This is a genomic window from Pseudomonas sp. FW507-12TSA (genome assembly GCF_058781435.1).
In genome coordinates this window covers 130,164-146,317 of the sequence record NZ_JBYSWT010000006.1, presented here as the reverse complement: position 1 = coordinate 146,317, position 16,154 = coordinate 130,164, and the positions used below count along the sequence as shown (strand labels likewise).

The following is a 16,154-nucleotide window of genomic DNA, read 5'->3' as shown; positions in this document are numbered from 1 at the left end:
CCCGCTCGGCAGCGGTTAAAGGGACCGGGTATGTGGCGCCGGAGTGCGGGGCAAGGCACGCTTGTGGGCGGTGCGCTGGTAGGCGTTTTCGATCAATTGGCGCACGGTGTCGGGTACCGGCTGGCCCATCAGGTAGGCGTCGATCTCCTCGTAGCTGCACCCATAGGCGTCCTCGTCCAGCTTGCCCGGCGCCAGTTCCTCCAGGTCCGCAGTGGGCGCCTTGCGCACCAGGTGCCCAGGCGCGCCAAGGGCATCGGCCAGCAGCCGCACCTGGGTCTTGGTCAGGCTCGACAACGGCGCCAGGTCGCAAGCGCCGTCGCCGTACTTGGTGAAGAAGCCCATCAACGCCTCGGCACCATGATCGGTACCCACCACCAGGCCATTGCTCAGGTTGGCCACCGCGTACTGGGCCAGCATCCGGGCCCGGGCCTTGACATTGCCCTTGGTGAAATCCGTGAGTGCCGCCGAAGGTTCCAGGCCGTCGAGCTGCACCTCACGCATCAAGCCATCGACGCTGTCGGCGATATTGCAGGTGCTGATCTCATCGGGGCGGATGAATTCCAGGGACGCCTGGGCGTCGTGTTCATCCGCCTGGTGGCGATACGGCAGGCGCATGGCAATGAATCGCACCCCATGGCCGGCCTCGCGCATCTGCTCCACCGCCAGCTGGCACAGGCGCCCGGCCACCAGGGAATCGACGCCGCCGCTGATGCCCAGCACCAGGCTGTGGCAACCGGAATCACCCAGGACCTGCTGGATGAATGCCACGCGGCGGGCAATCTCGGCAGGCTCGCCGCCAGCGACCAGTTGCCGGTCGATGCCCAGTTCCCGGGCGATACGTTCTTGGGTCGGATGGGTCATGTCAGGCCTCCAGGGGCGAGTTGGCAAGATCGACGTTGAATACCTGCGCCGCATAGCGAAGGAAGGATGGGTCTTCGCAGACGTTCTTCACCGGGTCGTCGGAGAACTTCACCACCGGCTCGCCATGCACCCGCACCAGCTTCATCACGATGCTCAGCGGTTCCACGCCCTCCACATCGCAGGCCAGGCTGGTGCCCATGCCAAAACCGAAGCGGGCCTGGCCGCGCACATGACGCAGGATCGGCAGGCATTTCTCGAAGTTCAGGCCATCGGAGAACATCAGGTCCTTGCTCCGCGGATCGATACCCAGTTCCCGGTAGCGGGCCAGGACCTTGTCGGCCCAGACCAGCGGGTCCCCGGAGTCCTGGCGCAGGCCGTCATACAACTTGGCGAAGTACAGGTCGAAGTCCTTGAGGAAGAAGTCGGTGCTGATGCAGTCGGTCAAGGCGATGCCCAGGCGCCCGCGATACTCGCGCACCCAGTTCTCCAGCGCGGCGTTCTGGCTTTCCCGCAGCCGTCCCAGTTGCTGGTGCACCATCAGCCATTGGTGGGCCATGGTGCCGATCAGCGGCAGGTCGAACTCGTAGGCCAGGTGCGCATTGCTGGTGCCGACGAACACCCCGGGAAAATCACTGTGCATGATCTTCACCACTTCGCGCTGGGCCTTGAACGACAAGCGCCGGCGGGTGGAGAAGTCCGAGACCCGCAATTCGGCGAGTTCATCGCGGCTGGCATTCTTCTCCAGCCATTCGAACTTCTGGTAGAGCCGGCGAGTGACGTCCGCCAGTTCGACATCCGGATATTTGTCGCGATTGCGCAGCTCGCTGACCATGGCCAGCACCGGTTGCTCGAACATGATGCAATGCAGCATCGGGCCACGGACGCGGATGCTCAACTGACCCTCGACGGCGGCCACATGGATGTAGCGCAGGTTGAAGCGGAACAGCCCGAGGAACTGCTCGAAATCAGGGGTCAGGTATTCGCGAAAACGCTTGTTGAACAAAAAGCGCTGCTCGCCTTCGCGCATCTGCAGGTCGGCCAGTTTCTCCAGCTCCTGGCGGATCTCGGGGATCAGGTGCACCAGGGACTCTTTGGAGCGAACGATGAACTGGTACTCGACCTCGACATTGGGGTGCTGGTGCAGCACCGCCTGCATCATGGTGAAGGTGTAGTAGTCGGTGTCCAGCAGGCTCTGGATCACGCCGTTGTCGCGGTCAAATGCACTTTCCATGGTGACTCCTCAAACGCTGGCCAGGCTGGCGGTTTCTTCGCGGGTCGCGGCTATCGCGATACCGGCTTGCTGCATGTCGGCGATGGCCTGGGTGGCGCCCTCGGCGCTGATGGCCCGGCACGCCGGCAGGTGGATGATCACCTTGAAACCGGCAGCGGCCAGTTGCAGGGCGGTGGTCTTGACGCAGAAGTCCAGGGCCAGGCCGCCAACGATGACCCGCTGCACGCCCTGGCTCTTGAGGTACTCGATGACGCCGGTGGAGAGCTTGCCGTGCAGGTCGTGGTAGCAGGCGCCGTAGGGGTGCAGGTCCGGCTCCACGCCCTTCCACACGAAGTAGTCGTAGTCATAGGGGCTGGGCAATTCGTCCAGCAGGGTGAAGCCCTCGGTGCCTGGAACGCAGTGGCTGACCCAGGTCAGGTCGGCGTGTTCCAGGCCTGTGGGCTGCAGCATCTGCTCGTGCCCGGCCACCACCCAGGGAGCCTGGGGACTGTGGGCGTCCTTGCTGCCAACGCGCAGGCTGGCCAGGGTCGCCATGAAGTTGAGCTCACCACCGATGCGGTCGCCCTCGGCCACCGGCAACTCGTCCGGGCACAGCGGGGTGAAGCTCTTTTGCGCATCGACATCGAAAGAAGCGGTCTTCATCGTTTGGCTGTTCATGCTGGGTCTCTCCTCTGCATGGAGCACAAAGTACACGTCATGTACTTTTGTGGCAATCCCCCCTGCTCCAGTTTTTTTCAGTGCCGCCAGATCAATCACAAATTAAATAATCGCCTCAAACAGCAGTTGCAGCAGGGCAATCCAGTGATAAAGTACACGTCATGTACCAATTGAGGATTAGCCGATGTTCGAACTGGCCCTGTATGGCGGCGCTTTCAATCCGCCCCACGCCGGACACGCCCAAGTGATGCTCGAGGCTGCTCGCCATGCCCGGCGCGTCCTGGTGGTGCCCAGCTTCCGCCACCCCGACGGCAAGCGCATGGCCGATTTCGAACAACGCGCACTCTGGTTGCAGGCCATCACCGGACACTTGCAAGCGCAATGCCCGGCCGAGCTGGCGGTGAGCCGCCTGGAGCAGACACTGGCGCTGGCCGATCCCGGCCCGGTGTACAGCATCACCCTGCTCGAGCGCCTGGCCGACGACCTGGCCCTGGAGGGCAAGCGCATCGCCCTGGTGGTCGGTGAAGATGTGGCGCAGCAGCTGCCCAGGTTCCATCGCGGCCAGGAGTTGCTGCAGCGCTTTTCCATCCTGCGCATCGAGGAACAGCCCGGCGTGCGCAGCACGGTCTTGCGCCAATACCTGGCTCGTGGCGAAACACCGCCCAGCCAGTGGCTGGCTCCGGGGATGAATCCGCTAAACTACGGCCTCTACGCCGTCCACGGAAGTTGATATGCACGACCGCCCCACCCTCGCCAACGCCTACCTGCACACCATCGACCTGTGCCTGTTGCGCTACAACCGTGACAGCGGCGAACTGGACATCCTCCTGCACCAGCGGGACAGCGAGCCCTTCGCCGGGCACTGGGCGCTGCCCGGGATCGTGGTCAACGGCGATGTCGAGGACCGCAGCCTGAACGACGCGGTGGAACGCCTGCGCCGCTCGAGCAAGGTGGACATGCCCCTGGCCTGGCTGGAACAGGTGGGCACGGTGGGCGATGCCTTCCGCGATCCGCGCTGCTGGTCGTCCTCGACCTTCTACCTGGGGATCGCCAGCGAACCCGTGCAGCCTGGCCCGCAGCAAGGTTTCTTCAGCTTGCGGGAAGTGGCCAGCGGCGCCTTCAAGCTGCCCTTCGACCACAACAGCCTGGTGGCCCAGGCCCATGAACGACTGCTGTCCAAATCCTTGTACAGCAGCCTGCCGCTGATGTTCCTCGGCAACGAATTCAGTGCCCCCGAGGCCGTGGCGATCTTTTCCACCGTGCTGCAACGCCCGGTGCTCAAGACCAGCATCCGCCAACGCCTGCTGAAGATGAGCGAAGCCGGCTACCTGCGCGACACCGGGCGCAAGAAGAGCGGCGACGGCGGCCGCCCCCAGGCGACCCTGGACAACCTCAAACCCGAGCAGGTGTACCTGTTCGATCGCTGCTTCCTGGAGTGACCCACATGAGTTCGAACCCCGATAACCAGTGCCTGCTGCAAACCCCCTATTTCAGGGTGGTCCGTGAGCAGGGCTACTTCATCATCAAGGAGGCCCAGGCGGTGAACGGCGTGGTCGCCATACCGACCCTGGCCGATGGCCGGCTGATGCTGGTCGACCTCAGGCGCCGGGCCATCGGCGGCCAGTCCATCGAGTTTCCACGAGGGGCCATCGATGCCGGCGAAAGCCCCTGCGATGCCGCCGCCCGTGAACTGCAGGAGGAAACCGGCTGGCAGGCATCGCAGGTGCGCCAGCTGGGATTGCTGCACAGCAACACCTCGCTGATCGCCAGTGCCGTTGCCGTGTGCCAGGTGGAAATCGCCGAGCAGCAGGCCGGCGCCACCGATGGCGAAGTGGACAAGGTGCTGTGGGTCAGCCGCCAGGAACTGCTGGCGATGATCGCCGCCGGGCGCATCACCGACGGCCATACCCTGTCGGCGGCGATGATGCTGCTGGCCCACGAAGCGAGCTAGGGCCGCCCCCACTTCTCCAGGGCGAACTCGACGAAACTGCGCAGCTTGGGCAACCGGTAGCGGTCCTGGGCATAGAGCAGGTGCATCGCCCGCAGCGGCAGCTGGTAGTCCTGCAACACGGCCACCAGCCGCCCCTGGCGCAGGTCTTCCTCCACCAGCGCATCGGGCATCATCACGATCCCCAACCCGCCCCGCGCCGCGCGATGCAGGCCGGAGGACGTATTGGCCAGCAATGAGCCGGACACGGGTATCAGCACATCCCCCTCGGGCCCGTGCAAGGGCCACTGGGTCGCGGTGGAACTCCACTCGTCTCCCGCCGGAAAGGCGAAGGCCAGGCAGTTGTGCTGCGCCAGGTCCTCGGGCACCTGCGGGGTGCCATGGTGCTCCAGGTATTGCGGCGCGGCGCAGATGGTCAGGGTGTAGTCCTGCAATGGCCGGGCAATCAGTGCATTGGTGTCCAGGTTGCCCAGGCGGATGGCCACGTCGAAGGTGCCATCGGTGAGGTCGAAGCGCTGGTTGGCCAGGTTCAGCTCGACCTTGACCTCCGGGCAGCGCTGGCGGAATTCACTCAGGGCCGGCGCCAGGCGCTCGGTGCCGAACGTCACCGGCGCGGTGATGCGCAAGGTCCCGGACGGCGTGCCCTGGGCCTGCTCCGCCAAGTGCTCGGAGTCGGCCACCAGGCCCAGCACCGCCAGGCAACGCTGGTAATACTCGGTGCCGAACTCGGTCAGGCGCTGGCGGCGAGTGGTGCGGTTGAGCAGGCGCACCCCCAGGCGTTGCTCCAGGGCCCGCAGGTGATTGCCCACCATGGTGGTGGAAAGGCCGCACTCCCGGGCGGCGGCGGTCATGTTCCCCGCCTCCACCACCTTGACGTATACCGACATCGCCTGGAACAGATCCATTATCAAGCCCTGCTTCAAGATGATTAAAGATCTGCCGAGTTTATCTAGCCTGGCTGGCTAACGATACTGGCGACACCCCCACCCGTGATGGAAGTGAACCGCCATGAGCGCCGCCCTGATGAGTACCTACCAGCCTTTGTCCCTGAACTTCAGCAAAGGCCTGGGCACCCGCCTCTGGGACCAGGCCGGCCGCGAATACCTGGACGCCATCGCCGGCGTGGCCGTGACCGGTGTCGGTCATTCCCACCCGCGCCTGGTCAGCGCCATCAGCGAGCAGGCCGGACTGCTGCTGCACACCTCCAACCTGTACAGCATCGACTGGCAGCAGCGACTGGCGGGCCGGCTGACGGCGCTGGCCGGCATGGACCGGGCGTTCTTCAACAACTCCGGGGCCGAGGCCAACGAAACCGCACTGAAACTAGCGCGCCTGCATGGCTGGTACAAAGGCATCGAGCAACCGCTGGTGGTGGTGATGGAGAACGCCTTCCACGGCCGTACCCTGGGCACCCTGTCGGCCAGCGACGGGCCGGCGGTACGCCTGGGCTACGGGCAATTGCCCGGGGATTTCCTCAAGGTGCCCTTCGGTGACCTGGCGGCCCTGGAGCAGGCCGCCAGCCGCCATGGCGCACGCATTTGCGCGGTGCTGCTGGAGCCGATCCAGGGCGAGAGCGGCATCCAGCTGGCACCAGCAGGTTATCTGAAGGCACTGCGCGAGCTGTGCTCCCGGCGCAACTGGCTGCTGATGCTCGACGAGATCCAGAGCGGTATCGGTCGCACCGGCCGCTGGTTCGCCTGCCAGCACGAAGACGTGGTGCCGGACGTGATGACCCTGGCCAAGGGCCTGGGCAACGGCATCCCCATCGGCGCTTGCCTGGCCCGGGGCAAGGCCGCGCAACTGTTCACCCCCGGCAGTCATGGCAGTACCTTCGGCGGCAATCCCCTGGCCTGCCGGGTGGCCTGCACGGTACTGGAGATCATCGAGGAACAGGGCCTGCTGGCCAACGCCGAACGCCAGGGCGCGTTGCTGCTCAAGCTGTTGCGCGAGGAACTGTCGGGGCATCCGCAGGTGCTGGAGATTCGTGGCCTGGGCTTGATGATCGGGCTCGAACTGCGGCATCCGGCTCCGGACCTGGTGCAGGCTGCCGCCCGGGATCATGGGCTGCTGATCAACGTCACCCGGGGCAAGACCATCCGCCTGCTGCCACCTTTGGTGATCGATGAGGACGAGATACGGACGATCGTCCAGGCATTGCGCCAGTTGCTGGATCGCCCATGAGCGCCTGCGGGAAACATCCCGCTGCGCGGAGCAATGCCGGGGGCTAACGCAGTTAGCTCCCGGCAGGTGCTGACACCTGGCTCAGTCGTCCAGGGCCTGGGGCGCCGCTGCGGGCTTGGCCTGCTTGCCAGCCTTGGCATTGGCTGGCTTGGCCTGGGGTTCCGGCGCCGGGGCCGGGGCGGCCGCCTGCTTCTCGGCCGCCGGCAATTGATCGATGGCGCTGAACACGTCCTTGAGTTCGATGGCCCCGGAATGCTCCAGCTTCTTCTCGCCATCCTTGCCCACCAGGATCACCTTGGTCTGGGCCCCCGCGCCCAGCTTGAGGCTGCGGATCAGGGCCATGGTGGATTGCGGGTCGATGTCCTTGCCATCGCGCTGGCCGATGGTATTGAGCACCGTGTACAGGACCATGTTGCGTTCGTTGAAGGCCTGGCGATTGGCAGGCTCCTCGAGGGACTTCTTCAAGCTCACCAGGGTCGGGTCGACGCTGCTGGGGGCGATCACGATCAATGGCCGTGATTTGCCCAGGTCCTGGGCCAGTGGGCCATCGTTGTCGGCAGCCAGGACGGGGCCTGCGACAGCGAGCAGAGTTGCGAGGGTCAATGACCGAATGAACATGCGTCTCTCCTTATATTTTCCACGCAGTAATGATTGCGCATTGCGGGAAAAGGTCCAGGCCACGACTCAAAATCTGACATTTTTCTAACCCCGGCACCCGCGGCCCGGCTGGGCCACGCCAGGCGGCGCAGGACCGCCGACACGCTTGCCAATCGACTCCCCGCCTTCTGTAACAGCAGCGAAACCTGCCTGGCCACTACTACCTGGCGTAGTCTTCAAGTGCTTCTCGAATAACAGCCTGCAATATGACACCCCTAATTCTTCGCCTCGACAAGCACACACACTTGCGACAACTAACCAACCAGTCCTGAACGCTTTAAAGTTATTTACGAAGTGTCATTTTATAAACGCCAGAAAACAGTCATTAACGAACCGGTTCATTTAACTAGAGGGGCCACTCTTCGGCGCCATCGCCGCTCCACTTAGCTGTCGACAAGCAGCGCCAGGCCTGACGCAAGTTATACAAGCGCCTCCAGGCAACTACACCGAACAATGATCTGGAACAAACAACCCGATTACCCACTACTTGTTCTTTCATTATCCGTCGCTCTATAGTTCGGCGCGGCACGGACAGCCCGTAACAAACACAATACAAACGGCAACTCGTTACATTCCCGAACACTATCCAACTGCGGATTTATTCGAATGAGCGTCCGATCCCGATGATTCCCCTCCTCGTCTGCGACGATTCGAGCATGGCCAGGAAGCAGGTGCTGCGTACCCTGCCCGGCGAATGGCGGGTATCCGTGACCCAGGCCTGCAATGGCCGCGAAGGGCTGGAGGCATTGCGCAAGGGACTGGGCAAGGTGGCGCTGCTGGACCTGACCATGCCGGTGATGGACGGCTACCAGGTGTTGAGCGCCGTGCAGGAAGAAGGCATCGACACGCAGATCATCGTCATCTCCGGCGACGTGCAAGAGGAAGCGGTACGCCTGACCCGGGAGCTGGGTGCCCGGGCATTCCTCAAGAAACCTTTCGATCCCCAGCAACTGCGCAGCCTGCTCCACGAGCTGGAGCTCCTGGACAACGGGCGCAGCAAGCCGGTGCCCGATCCGTCGCCGGCACCGGTGGTGACCTTTCGCGATGCCTTTCGCGAGACTGTGAACGTCTCCATGGGCTACGCCGCGGCACTGATCGCCAAGGTCCTGGATGTGTTCGTGCACCTGCCGGTCCCGCACGTCAACATCCTGGAGGCCGGCGAGCTGCAGATGCTGCTGACGGACGCCAATCGCTCGCGGCAACTGACCGCCATCTGCCAGAGCTACATCGGCAGCGGCATCGCCGGCGAGGCGCTGCTGATATTCCATGATTCCTCGGTGGCCGACATCGCCCAGTTGATCGAACAGGGCACCGACCCCTACCAGGAAATGGAAGTGCTGATCGACCTGTCCAGCGTGCTGATCGGTGTCTGCCTGAGCAGCATCGCCGAGCAACTGGACGTGTTCTTTTCCGTGGGTCATCCCCAGGTACTCGGGGAGCACACCGCCATCGACGAGCTGATCGTGCTCAACCAGCAACGCTGGAAGAACACCCAGGCCGTGGAGATCAGCTACAGCCTGGATGAGCAGAACATCCACTTCGACCTGCTATTGCTGTTCACCGAGGACTCCCTGGCCCTGCTGGAACAGAAACTCGCCTACCTGATGAGTTGAACCATGCCCAAACGAATGGATTTCAGTGAACTGCACTGGCTGCTGGCGGTGGTCCACGGCATCGACGTGGGAATCGTCGTGCTGGACCTCGAATGCCGGGTCCAGGTGTGGAACAGCTTCATGGAGAACCGCTCCGGCGTGGCCTCCAAGCAGGCCATCGACCGCTCGTTCTTCGAGCTGTTCCCGGAAGTCGAGCGCCCCTGGTTCAGCCGCAAGGTCGGGCGGGTGGTGGCCCTCGGCACGCCGGCCTTCACCATCTGGAAACAACGGCCGTACCTGGTGCGCTTCAAGAACTACCAGCCGATCACCGGCCAGGGCGAGTTCATGTACCAGAACACCACGCTGCTGCCCCTGCGCTCGTCCAATAGCGAGATCCACCACGTGTGCCTGGTGATCTACGACCTCACCGACGTGGCGATCAACAATCTGGGGCTGCAGAAGGCCAACCAGCAACTGCAACAGCTGTCGCGCACCGACCACCTGACCCAGCTCTACAACCGGGGCCACTGGGAACAGCGCCTGCAATTGGAATATGCCCGCCACGACAGGACCACCGCCCTGCTGATGCTGGACATCGACCACTTCAAGTCGATCAACGATCTCTACGGCCACCAGGCCGGCGACGCGGTGATCAAACGCCTCTCGGAGCTGATCCACCAGCACCTGCGCGACAGCGACGTGGCCGGGCGCTACGGCGGCGAGGAGTTCGCCATCCTGCTGCCGCGCACCGACCTGGACGGCGCCCATGCCCTGGCCGAGCGCCTGCGCCAGGCGGTGGAGCAACAGGCCGTGGTCCACCACGGCCAGAGTATCGCCTTCACCATCAGCCTGGGCATCGCCTGCCTGGATCACACCGCCCGCGACCACCGCTGCCTGGTCGAATGGGCGGACCGCGCGCTGTACGCCTCCAAGCATGCCGGACGCAACCGGATCAGCACCCACGCTGCCTGAGCCGCCCGGTAAAAAAAATCCCTCGGGGCGAGGAGAAATTCCCGGCCTTGGCGGTCAATCCGCAGTCCACTTGCCTGCCCGCGCTATTAAGGAGTGCCACGCGCATGTCTCGATCCACGCCGCAACAGAACGCCCAGGAACAATGGCACAACGCCGTGCACCGCTATGCCCAGGACATCAACCGCTATGTCGAGACCGGCATGCGTGAAGGCTGGGACAACCTGCAAGAGCCCTACCTGCCACCCACCGAGCACCTGCTACCGGCCTGGCAGGCAGCCCTGGAAGAGAACAACGCGGGCCCATGGGACCAAGCCACGCGCCAGGCTTTTCGCCAGGCCTGGCCGCCGGCGCACTTTCCCCTGACGCCACGCCTGGACGACCAGGGCCAGATGATCCCGGCCCTCGCCCTGCTGGCCGACGGCAGCCTGCTGGCGCGGATCGGCGCGCCCTACGAGGCGGGCTCGGTGGTGCACATCGACAACGATCGCGTCCGGACCCTGGACCGGGTGGAGTACTTCGGCGCCTGCCCGCAGCGCCGCTACTTCGCCTGGGCCCGGGCTGAAGGCATCCAGGTCACCGACGGTTGGGACGGCCCACAGGTGGCGAGCTTCGCCTGGCCCGAGCGGCTCGCCGGATTGCCCGCGGACCTGAAGCTGCGCGAACGCGCCACTCCCAGCCGCCTGATCCCCTTCCCCGACGGCCAGCGGGTGCTGCTGGTCAGTGCCGATGGCATCTTCGTCCTCCATGCCGGTGGCGCCACCCGCCTGCTGCGCAACCTGGAAGAGCTGCGCCAGGACCTGGCCAAGGGAGTCGCCGCCGAGGACCTCAACCTGGACCTGGACATGGAGCACGGGGCGATTTCAGCCGACGGCCAGTGGATCGCCGTGGGCGAGCAAAGCAGTTCGCACCTGGTGTTCGATGCCCAACTGCAGCAAGTGGCCGAGATCGGACCCGGCAGCGAATACCCGCACTTCGCCTGCTTCAACCAGCGCGGCGACCGCCTGCTGCTCAATGCCTGCCACTTCTACAGCGGTGCCAGCCTGGGCGTCGCGGTGGCGGACCTGCCGGGGCTGGTCACCGACTTCTACAGCGACGACCCACGCACACCGGTGCTGCAGGAGGGTGCCCGGGTATACGCCGCGGCCTCGCGGGGCGACGAGTTCATCATCGGCGATGCCTACGGTTACCTGCGGGCCTTCAGCGAAACCGGCGAGGAGCGCTGGCAGCACTACGTCGGCTCGACCCTGTGCGCCATGGACATCAGCCCCGACGGCCAGACCCTGGTGGCCGCCACCTACGCCGGGATCATCGTGCGCATCGAACTGGACCGTGGCCGCCCGGACTGGCAGATCGGCACCGGCGCGCACCACGAAGTGCAGCGCTGGTTGTTCTGGAAGGACCTGGCCAAGCCGCTTCTATGGTGAAAAAGCTCAGCCCGGCTAACGCGAGAACTCGACCTGCATCTGCAGGTTGGCCGGATCGTCGATGGCTTGCAGGTACTGCTCCAGGCTGACCTCACCGGCACAGGCGCGAGCCCCCGGGAGCAGCGGCTGGCCATCGAGCACCTTGAGGATCACCGCCACCGCTGCGCAGCTGGGGATCTCCGGGCCATGATCGTTGGCGGCGGTCAGTTGCGCTCTCATCGACAACGGCTGGCCGTCCTGGCCCAGGCCATGGACATCGACGTACATGGCGCTCAAGCCATCGCCCAGCCACTCGAACCAGGTTCCGCAGCGATGCAGGCGCGTAGCCCAGGGCGCCGGGTCGCGCACCAGCCCCAGCTTCACCGCCTGGGCCAGCAAGGCATTGGCCAGCCCGGCGACCTTGAGCCCGGCACCCGCCTTGAACGACAGGGTATGGGCGCCATAACGGGCGGCGAACAGATCCAGGTCCGGCACATCGACATTGGCCACCAAGCGTGTGCCCAGCCTTGGCAGCTTGCGCAGGGTCAGGCCCTGCCAGCCGATCACCGGGTGCGGCCGGCCGTCCTTGAGCTGCAGGATCGGCCGGCCGGCATAGGCCAGGACGCCGAGGATGGTGGACAGCCCCGGCATCTTCGCCGAGGAGGAAATGCCATGTTCGATACGTTCGATCCGGGAAAAACGCTGGCGATGCTCATCGATGATCGCCGTCGACAGGGTCGGCACCGAGCTGCAGCCGCTGAGCACCACCACCCCGGCGGCCCGGGCCTGGGCATCGAGGGCCGCGATGCCGGCGACGAACTGGCGACAGTCGGCCAGGTCGCAGTAATTGACCCCGGCCTCGATACAGCCGCGCGCCACGGCATGGGATTGCCCCTGGAACGGTCCACCGGTGTGGATCACCCAATCGATCTGCAGGCGCTTGAGCGCCGGTGCCCACTCCTCGCCCATGGCGTCGCCGCACCAGCCTTCGCAGGGCTGGCCGCCCTCCGCGCGCAAGGCCTGGACCTTGGCCTCCAGGCGGGCCGGGTCACGTCCGGAAACCACCAGGTGCAAGCCCCGACGGTGGATCAGGTAGCGGCAGATGATGCTGCCAAAATTGCCATAACCACCGACCACCAACACTCTGAGCGTCATTACCTGCATCCCTGAAATAAATACGTTGCGCCGCTGGATGAGCGGACCTTGCGGCGCGGCAGCTTCCGCGATTTGCCCTGGAGCGACAAGTGCCGGCAGCCGCCGGATACCTTCCGGCGAGGGCCCGACAGGGCCGCGCGGAACACTTGTAACATTAAGTTGCTAAAAAATTGCCAATGCCAGTCCGGCATAATGCTATGCAAATTCCTCATCCTCTACGGCCCAGGAGCGTGTTAGCCTCGTCCCGCTATGTCGGCCTCGCATAACAAACCCGCAGCTTCATTCAATCAAGCGGGATAAAGACGCCTTGCTACCCCCCTGCTTCACCTTCATCTGCCCAACCAACGTTTCGCTGCGAGCCTTTCGATCATCGGCTCGCCAAGGGAACTGATTGCAAAATTCGATTCGACCCGAAGGTCGATCTCTCGATCCCATCTCGGAGCTGTTATGTCCAGGCTTTCCCATCAAGATTTGCGCCGCGGTTTCCGTGAACTGATCGCCTCATCTTCCTGCTATCACACCGCTTCTGTGTTTGACCCGATGTCCGCCCGGATCGCCGCCGACCTGGGCTTCGAGGTCGGTATCCTCGGTGGTTCCGTGGCCTCGCTGCAGGTCCTGGCGGCCCCCGACTTCGCCCTGATCACCTTGAGCGAGTTCGCCGAGCAGGCCACCCGCATCGGCCGTGTGGCCCAGTTGCCAGTGATCGCCGACGCCGACCATGGCTACGGCAACGCCCTCAACGTGATGCGCACCGTGGTCGAGCTGGAGCGCGCCGGCATCGCCGCGCTGACCATCGAGGACACCCTGCTGCCGGCGCAATTCGGCCGCAAGTCCACCGACCTGATATCCGTCGCCGAAGGCGTGGGCAAGATCCGCGCGGCCCTGGAGGCCCGGGTCGATCCGGAATTGGCGATCATCGCCCGGACCAACGCCGGGATCCTGCCGGTGCAGGAAATCATCAGCCGCACCCAGCAGTACGAACGCGCCGGCGCCGATGCCATCTGCATGGTCGGCATCCGTGATTTCGAACAACTGGAGCAGATCTCCGAGCACCTGAACGTGCCGCTGATGCTGGTGACCTACGGCAACCCGGCGCTGCGCGACGACGCACGTTTGGCCCAGCTGGGCGTGAAGATCGCGGTGGATGGCCACGCCGCCTATTTCGCGGCGATCAAGGCCACCTACGATTGCCTGCGCGAACAGCGGCAGATCTTCACCCAGGCCTCGGACCTGAGCGCCACCGAACTGGCGCACACCTACACCCAGCCCGAGGAGTACATCGTCTGGGCGCGGGAGTTCATGAGCGTCAAGGAGTAACACCGGCAATTGGCCGGGGTGAGGCGCAACGCCTCAACCCTGGGCCGATTTCAACGCGCCTTCCACGCAATCCAGGACCTGGCCTATGGTCCAGGGCTTGCGGATGAAGGACACCGGATAGCGCACCCCGGAACTCTCGGGAGTCTCGTACCCCGACATCACCACGATCGGCATCCCCGGTAAGTGTTCGCCGCACAGGTTGCTCAGGCTTGCGCCATTGAGCCGGCCAGGCATGGTGATATCGGTCAGCAGCAGCGCCACGTCCGCGGCCCGTTCGTGGAGGAATTCCCAGGCCTGGTCGGCACTGTCCAGGGCCTGGGTGGCGTAGCCCTCGTCCTCGAGGATCTCGCACAGGAACTCCAGCACCGTCGGCTCGTCCTCCACCACCAGGATCAAGCGCCCGCAGGCGTCGCTATCGATGGGCGAAGCTGAATACATGGATCACACTCCCTGGCAAGTTGGATGGGCGAGCCAAGCCGCCGACACACTTATGAGCGAAGGCGCGAAGATAAATTCACTTGCCGCGACCGTCGGCGGATAATGCCAGCCCCGCACGCGCCACCCAAGTGGTGCCGTGGTTGAAAACGGAGGTGGTTCTTTCCATGGAGTTCGATCCCAAGCGACTGGCCCAGGCCAGGCACCTGGTGGTATTCAGCGGCGCCGGAGTCTCGGCGGAAAGTGGCATCCCGACCTTTCGCGATGCCTTGACCGGCCTCTGGGAAAACTTCGATCCGGCGCGCCTGGCCACGGTCCAGGCCTTTCGCGACGACCCGGCGCTGGTCTGGGGCTGGTACGAATGGCGGCGCCAGAAGGTGCTCGCGGCCCAGCCCAATCCGGCCCACCTGGCGATCGCCGAACTGGGCCGGCGCCTGCCGCGCCTGACCCTGATCACCCAGAACGTCGATGACCTGCACGAACGTGCCGGCAGCGTCGATGTGCTGCATCTGCACGGCAGCCTGCACAGCCCCAAGTGCTTCGCCTGCAACCGGCCCTTCAGCGGCGCGCTGCCCATGCCATCCGTGCCAGAGAGCGGCGCGCGCCTGGAGCCGCCACGCTGCACCGGCTGCAATGGCAAGCTGCGCCCCGGCGTGGTGTGGTTCGGCGAAGCGCTACCGGAGGCGGCCCTCAAGCGCGCCTTCCAGGCTGCCCGCGAGTGCGACCTGCTGCTGTCGGTGGGCACCTCCGGGCTGGTGCAGCCGGCGGCGCAGATTCCCCAGCTGGCCCTGCAGCAAGGCGCCTGCGTGGTGCATATCAACCCGCAGCCGCAACCCGGCAGCGCCCCCGGGGAATACCACCTGGCGGGCAAGGCCGGGCAGGTGCTGCCACAACTGCTACAGCAGGCCTTTACCTGATTTCCGGGTGGCCCGCAGTGGGCCACCCTCTGCTTTCAAGGATGTTTCAAGATGTCGGATACCCAAGACTTTTCATGGTTCGAAGCGGCCTGGGAACAGCGCGAGGAACAGATCTACCGGAGCTTGTTCGGTGACCTCGGCCCCGGGATCTACCCCCTGGACCCGAGCCTGTTCCGCGACGCCGAAGTCGATCCGCGCTGGCTGACCCATGGGGTCTTCGAGTCGCCCCCCAATGCCCGACGCGAGAGCTGGCTGTACGTCACCTCGGGCCTGTCCAATGCCTGGCACGCGGAGCAACCCGAGCCGGACGGCTGGTCCGGGATGGGTCGCGAGCTACTGCTGGAAACCCGTGAGCAATCGCCATGGGCGCTGTACCTGCTGCGCCACTTCTGCGCCTACCAACTGTTGTTGTCTGCCGGTCACTTCGGCGAGCGACCGCTGCTGGACGAGTGGGACCGCATGCGCCTGGGCAACCCCATCGACGGTGCCGGCAGCCTGGTCGAGAGCGTGCTGTTCATCGCCGCGCCGGGGTTTCCCGAGACCCAGCAACTGCTCTGCGGGCGTTTCGACTTCCTGCAACTGGTGGGCCTGACCGCAGCGGAACACACCTGGGCGCAGGCTGAAGGCTACCCCGAGCTGCTCCAGCGCCTGACCCAGGCCGGTGCCTCGCCGGTGATCGATCCACGGCGCGCCAGCATCCTGTGATGCGCCCGAAACCCGGGGGCAAGGGCACGCCTCATCATTTTTCCCGCCACGACGGGTCGTCATGAGGTAGATTCAAAGAGCGAACACCCTCGCAGCGATCGCCGCTTTCTTGCCCTGCCGCTG

At 64.8% G+C, this 16,154-nt stretch carries 17 protein-coding genes; 10 read left to right on the top strand and 7 right to left on the bottom strand.

What is annotated here, in order from left to right:
- Positions 1-15: 15 nt before the first annotated feature.
- Genes nadE through AC3WK8_RS08200 form a run of 3 tightly spaced genes read right to left on the bottom strand, consistent with a single transcriptional unit; the run spans position 16 to position 2,749 of the window.
- On the bottom strand, positions 16-861 hold the full coding sequence (nadE, locus tag AC3WK8_RS08210; RefSeq protein WP_085596543.1) for an NAD(+) synthase: 846 nt from the start codon (positions 859-861) through the stop codon (positions 16-18).
- A gap of 1 nt (position 862) precedes the next feature.
- Positions 863-2,092, bottom strand: a complete 1,230-nt coding sequence (gene pncB / locus AC3WK8_RS08205) for a nicotinate phosphoribosyltransferase (protein WP_085596544.1) — start codon at positions 2,090-2,092, stop codon at positions 863-865.
- Positions 2,093-2,101: 9 nt separating this feature from the next.
- Positions 2,102-2,749 carry a nicotinamidase gene (locus AC3WK8_RS08200; RefSeq protein ID WP_085596545.1) on the bottom strand — a complete coding sequence of 216 codons (648 nt, stop codon included), beginning with the start codon at positions 2,747-2,749 and terminating at the stop codon, positions 2,102-2,104.
- A gap of 184 nt (positions 2,750-2,933) precedes the next feature.
- Here AC3WK8_RS08200 and AC3WK8_RS08195 point away from each other — a divergent pair, with 184 nt between their 5' ends.
- The 3 genes from AC3WK8_RS08195 to AC3WK8_RS08185 are packed head-to-tail and all read left to right on the top strand — an operon-like array spanning position 2,934 to position 4,700.
- Positions 2,934-3,479, top strand: a complete 546-nt coding sequence (locus AC3WK8_RS08195; RefSeq protein ID WP_022643813.1) for an adenylyltransferase/cytidyltransferase family protein — start codon at positions 2,934-2,936, stop codon at positions 3,477-3,479.
- A 1-nt stretch (position 3,480) separates the two neighbouring features.
- Positions 3,481-4,188: an NUDIX hydrolase gene (locus AC3WK8_RS08190; protein ID WP_022643812.1), complete on the top strand. Its 708-nt coding sequence runs from the start codon at positions 3,481-3,483 to the stop codon at positions 4,186-4,188.
- 5 nt (positions 4,189-4,193) lie between these two features.
- Positions 4,194-4,700 (top strand): NUDIX hydrolase, encoded by a 507-nt coding sequence (locus AC3WK8_RS08185; protein WP_103323873.1) that lies wholly within the window; start codon positions 4,194-4,196, stop codon positions 4,698-4,700.
- On the opposite strand, the gene AC3WK8_RS08180 is transcribed toward AC3WK8_RS08185, so the two are convergent.
- Positions 4,697-5,602, bottom strand: coding sequence for a LysR family transcriptional regulator (locus tag AC3WK8_RS08180; protein WP_022643810.1), 906 nt, complete (start codon positions 5,600-5,602; stop codon positions 4,697-4,699). The genes AC3WK8_RS08185 and AC3WK8_RS08180 overlap by 4 nt on opposite strands.
- A 103-nt stretch (positions 5,603-5,705) precedes the next feature.
- Between AC3WK8_RS08180 and AC3WK8_RS08175 the strand changes: the two genes are divergently transcribed.
- Positions 5,706-6,878: an aspartate aminotransferase family protein gene (locus AC3WK8_RS08175; RefSeq protein ID WP_103323874.1), complete on the top strand. Its 1,173-nt coding sequence runs from the start codon at positions 5,706-5,708 to the stop codon at positions 6,876-6,878.
- 81 nt (positions 6,879-6,959) lie between these two features.
- Here AC3WK8_RS08175 and AC3WK8_RS08170 read toward each other — a convergent pair whose 3' ends face one another.
- The gene (locus tag AC3WK8_RS08170) at positions 6,960-7,496 is read right to left on the bottom strand and encodes a DUF4174 domain-containing protein (RefSeq protein WP_085596549.1); all 537 of its coding nucleotides are present in this window, start codon (positions 7,494-7,496) and stop codon (positions 6,960-6,962) included.
- Positions 7,497-8,158: 662 nt separating this feature from the next.
- Here AC3WK8_RS08170 and AC3WK8_RS08165 point away from each other — a divergent pair.
- From AC3WK8_RS08165 to AC3WK8_RS08155, 3 genes are all read left to right on the top strand, one after another.
- Positions 8,159-9,148 carry a response regulator gene (locus tag AC3WK8_RS08165; RefSeq protein WP_103323875.1) on the top strand — a complete coding sequence of 330 codons (990 nt, stop codon included), beginning with the start codon at positions 8,159-8,161 and terminating at the stop codon, positions 9,146-9,148.
- 3 nt (positions 9,149-9,151) lie between these two features.
- Positions 9,152-10,099, top strand: a complete 948-nt coding sequence (locus AC3WK8_RS08160) for a sensor domain-containing diguanylate cyclase (RefSeq protein WP_103323876.1) — start codon at positions 9,152-9,154, stop codon at positions 10,097-10,099.
- Between the two features lie 104 nt (positions 10,100-10,203).
- Positions 10,204-11,523 carry a YncE family protein gene (locus AC3WK8_RS08155; RefSeq protein WP_103323877.1) on the top strand — a complete coding sequence of 440 codons (1,320 nt, stop codon included), beginning with the start codon at positions 10,204-10,206 and terminating at the stop codon, positions 11,521-11,523.
- A gap of 15 nt (positions 11,524-11,538) precedes the next feature.
- On the opposite strand, the gene AC3WK8_RS08150 is transcribed toward AC3WK8_RS08155, so the two are convergent.
- The gene (locus AC3WK8_RS08150) at positions 11,539-12,657 is read right to left on the bottom strand and encodes a saccharopine dehydrogenase NADP-binding domain-containing protein (RefSeq protein ID WP_085596553.1); all 1,119 of its coding nucleotides are present in this window, start codon (positions 12,655-12,657) and stop codon (positions 11,539-11,541) included.
- Between the two features lie 447 nt (positions 12,658-13,104).
- On the opposite strand from AC3WK8_RS08150, the gene AC3WK8_RS08145 reads away from it, so the two are divergent.
- Positions 13,105-13,974 carry an isocitrate lyase/PEP mutase family protein gene (locus AC3WK8_RS08145; RefSeq protein WP_031321513.1) on the top strand — a complete coding sequence of 290 codons (870 nt, stop codon included), beginning with the start codon at positions 13,105-13,107 and terminating at the stop codon, positions 13,972-13,974.
- 33 nt (positions 13,975-14,007) lie between these two features.
- Here AC3WK8_RS08145 and AC3WK8_RS08140 read toward each other — a convergent pair whose 3' ends face one another.
- On the bottom strand, positions 14,008-14,412 hold the full coding sequence (locus AC3WK8_RS08140) for a response regulator (RefSeq protein WP_022643802.1): 405 nt from the start codon (positions 14,410-14,412) through the stop codon (positions 14,008-14,010).
- A gap of 164 nt (positions 14,413-14,576) precedes the next feature.
- Between AC3WK8_RS08140 and AC3WK8_RS08135 the strand changes: the two genes are divergently transcribed.
- Entirely contained in the window at positions 14,577-15,326 is a 750-nt protein-coding gene (locus AC3WK8_RS08135) for an SIR2 family NAD-dependent protein deacylase (protein ID WP_103323878.1), read from the top strand.
- A gap of 51 nt (positions 15,327-15,377) precedes the next feature.
- Positions 15,378-16,031 carry a suppressor of fused domain protein gene (locus tag AC3WK8_RS08130; protein ID WP_103323879.1) on the top strand — a complete coding sequence of 218 codons (654 nt, stop codon included), beginning with the start codon at positions 15,378-15,380 and terminating at the stop codon, positions 16,029-16,031.
- Positions 16,032-16,154 lie beyond the last annotated feature (123 nt).

Bases quoted from the DNA above. Each gene is read 5' to 3' on its own strand.
- nadE (WP_085596543.1), bottom strand. From the start codon at position 861: ATGACCCATCCGACCCAAGAACGTATCGCCCGGGAACTGGGCATCGAC.
- pncB (WP_085596544.1), bottom strand. From the start codon at position 2,092: ATGGAAAGTGCATTTGACCGCGACAACGGCGTGATCCAGAGCCTGCTG.
- AC3WK8_RS08200 (WP_085596545.1), bottom strand. From the start codon at position 2,749: ATGAACAGCCAAACGATGAAGACCGCTTCTTTCGATGTCGATGCGCAA.
- AC3WK8_RS08195 (WP_022643813.1), top strand. From the start codon at position 2,934: ATGTTCGAACTGGCCCTGTATGGCGGCGCTTTCAATCCGCCCCACGCC.
- AC3WK8_RS08190 (WP_022643812.1), top strand. From the start codon at position 3,481: ATGCACGACCGCCCCACCCTCGCCAACGCCTACCTGCACACCATCGAC.
- AC3WK8_RS08185 (WP_103323873.1), top strand. From the start codon at position 4,194: ATGAGTTCGAACCCCGATAACCAGTGCCTGCTGCAAACCCCCTATTTC.
- AC3WK8_RS08180 (WP_022643810.1), bottom strand. From the start codon at position 5,602: ATGGATCTGTTCCAGGCGATGTCGGTATACGTCAAGGTGGTGGAGGCG.
- AC3WK8_RS08175 (WP_103323874.1), top strand. From the start codon at position 5,706: ATGAGCGCCGCCCTGATGAGTACCTACCAGCCTTTGTCCCTGAACTTC.
- AC3WK8_RS08170 (WP_085596549.1), bottom strand. From the start codon at position 7,496: ATGTTCATTCGGTCATTGACCCTCGCAACTCTGCTCGCTGTCGCAGGC.
- AC3WK8_RS08165 (WP_103323875.1), top strand. From the start codon at position 8,159: ATGATTCCCCTCCTCGTCTGCGACGATTCGAGCATGGCCAGGAAGCAG.
- AC3WK8_RS08160 (WP_103323876.1), top strand. From the start codon at position 9,152: ATGCCCAAACGAATGGATTTCAGTGAACTGCACTGGCTGCTGGCGGTG.
- AC3WK8_RS08155 (WP_103323877.1), top strand. From the start codon at position 10,204: ATGTCTCGATCCACGCCGCAACAGAACGCCCAGGAACAATGGCACAAC.
- AC3WK8_RS08150 (WP_085596553.1), bottom strand. From the start codon at position 12,657: ATGACGCTCAGAGTGTTGGTGGTCGGTGGTTATGGCAATTTTGGCAGC.
- AC3WK8_RS08145 (WP_031321513.1), top strand. From the start codon at position 13,105: ATGTCCAGGCTTTCCCATCAAGATTTGCGCCGCGGTTTCCGTGAACTG.
- AC3WK8_RS08140 (WP_022643802.1), bottom strand. From the start codon at position 14,412: ATGTATTCAGCTTCGCCCATCGATAGCGACGCCTGCGGGCGCTTGATC.
- AC3WK8_RS08135 (WP_103323878.1), top strand. From the start codon at position 14,577: ATGGAGTTCGATCCCAAGCGACTGGCCCAGGCCAGGCACCTGGTGGTA.
- AC3WK8_RS08130 (WP_103323879.1), top strand. From the start codon at position 15,378: ATGTCGGATACCCAAGACTTTTCATGGTTCGAAGCGGCCTGGGAACAG.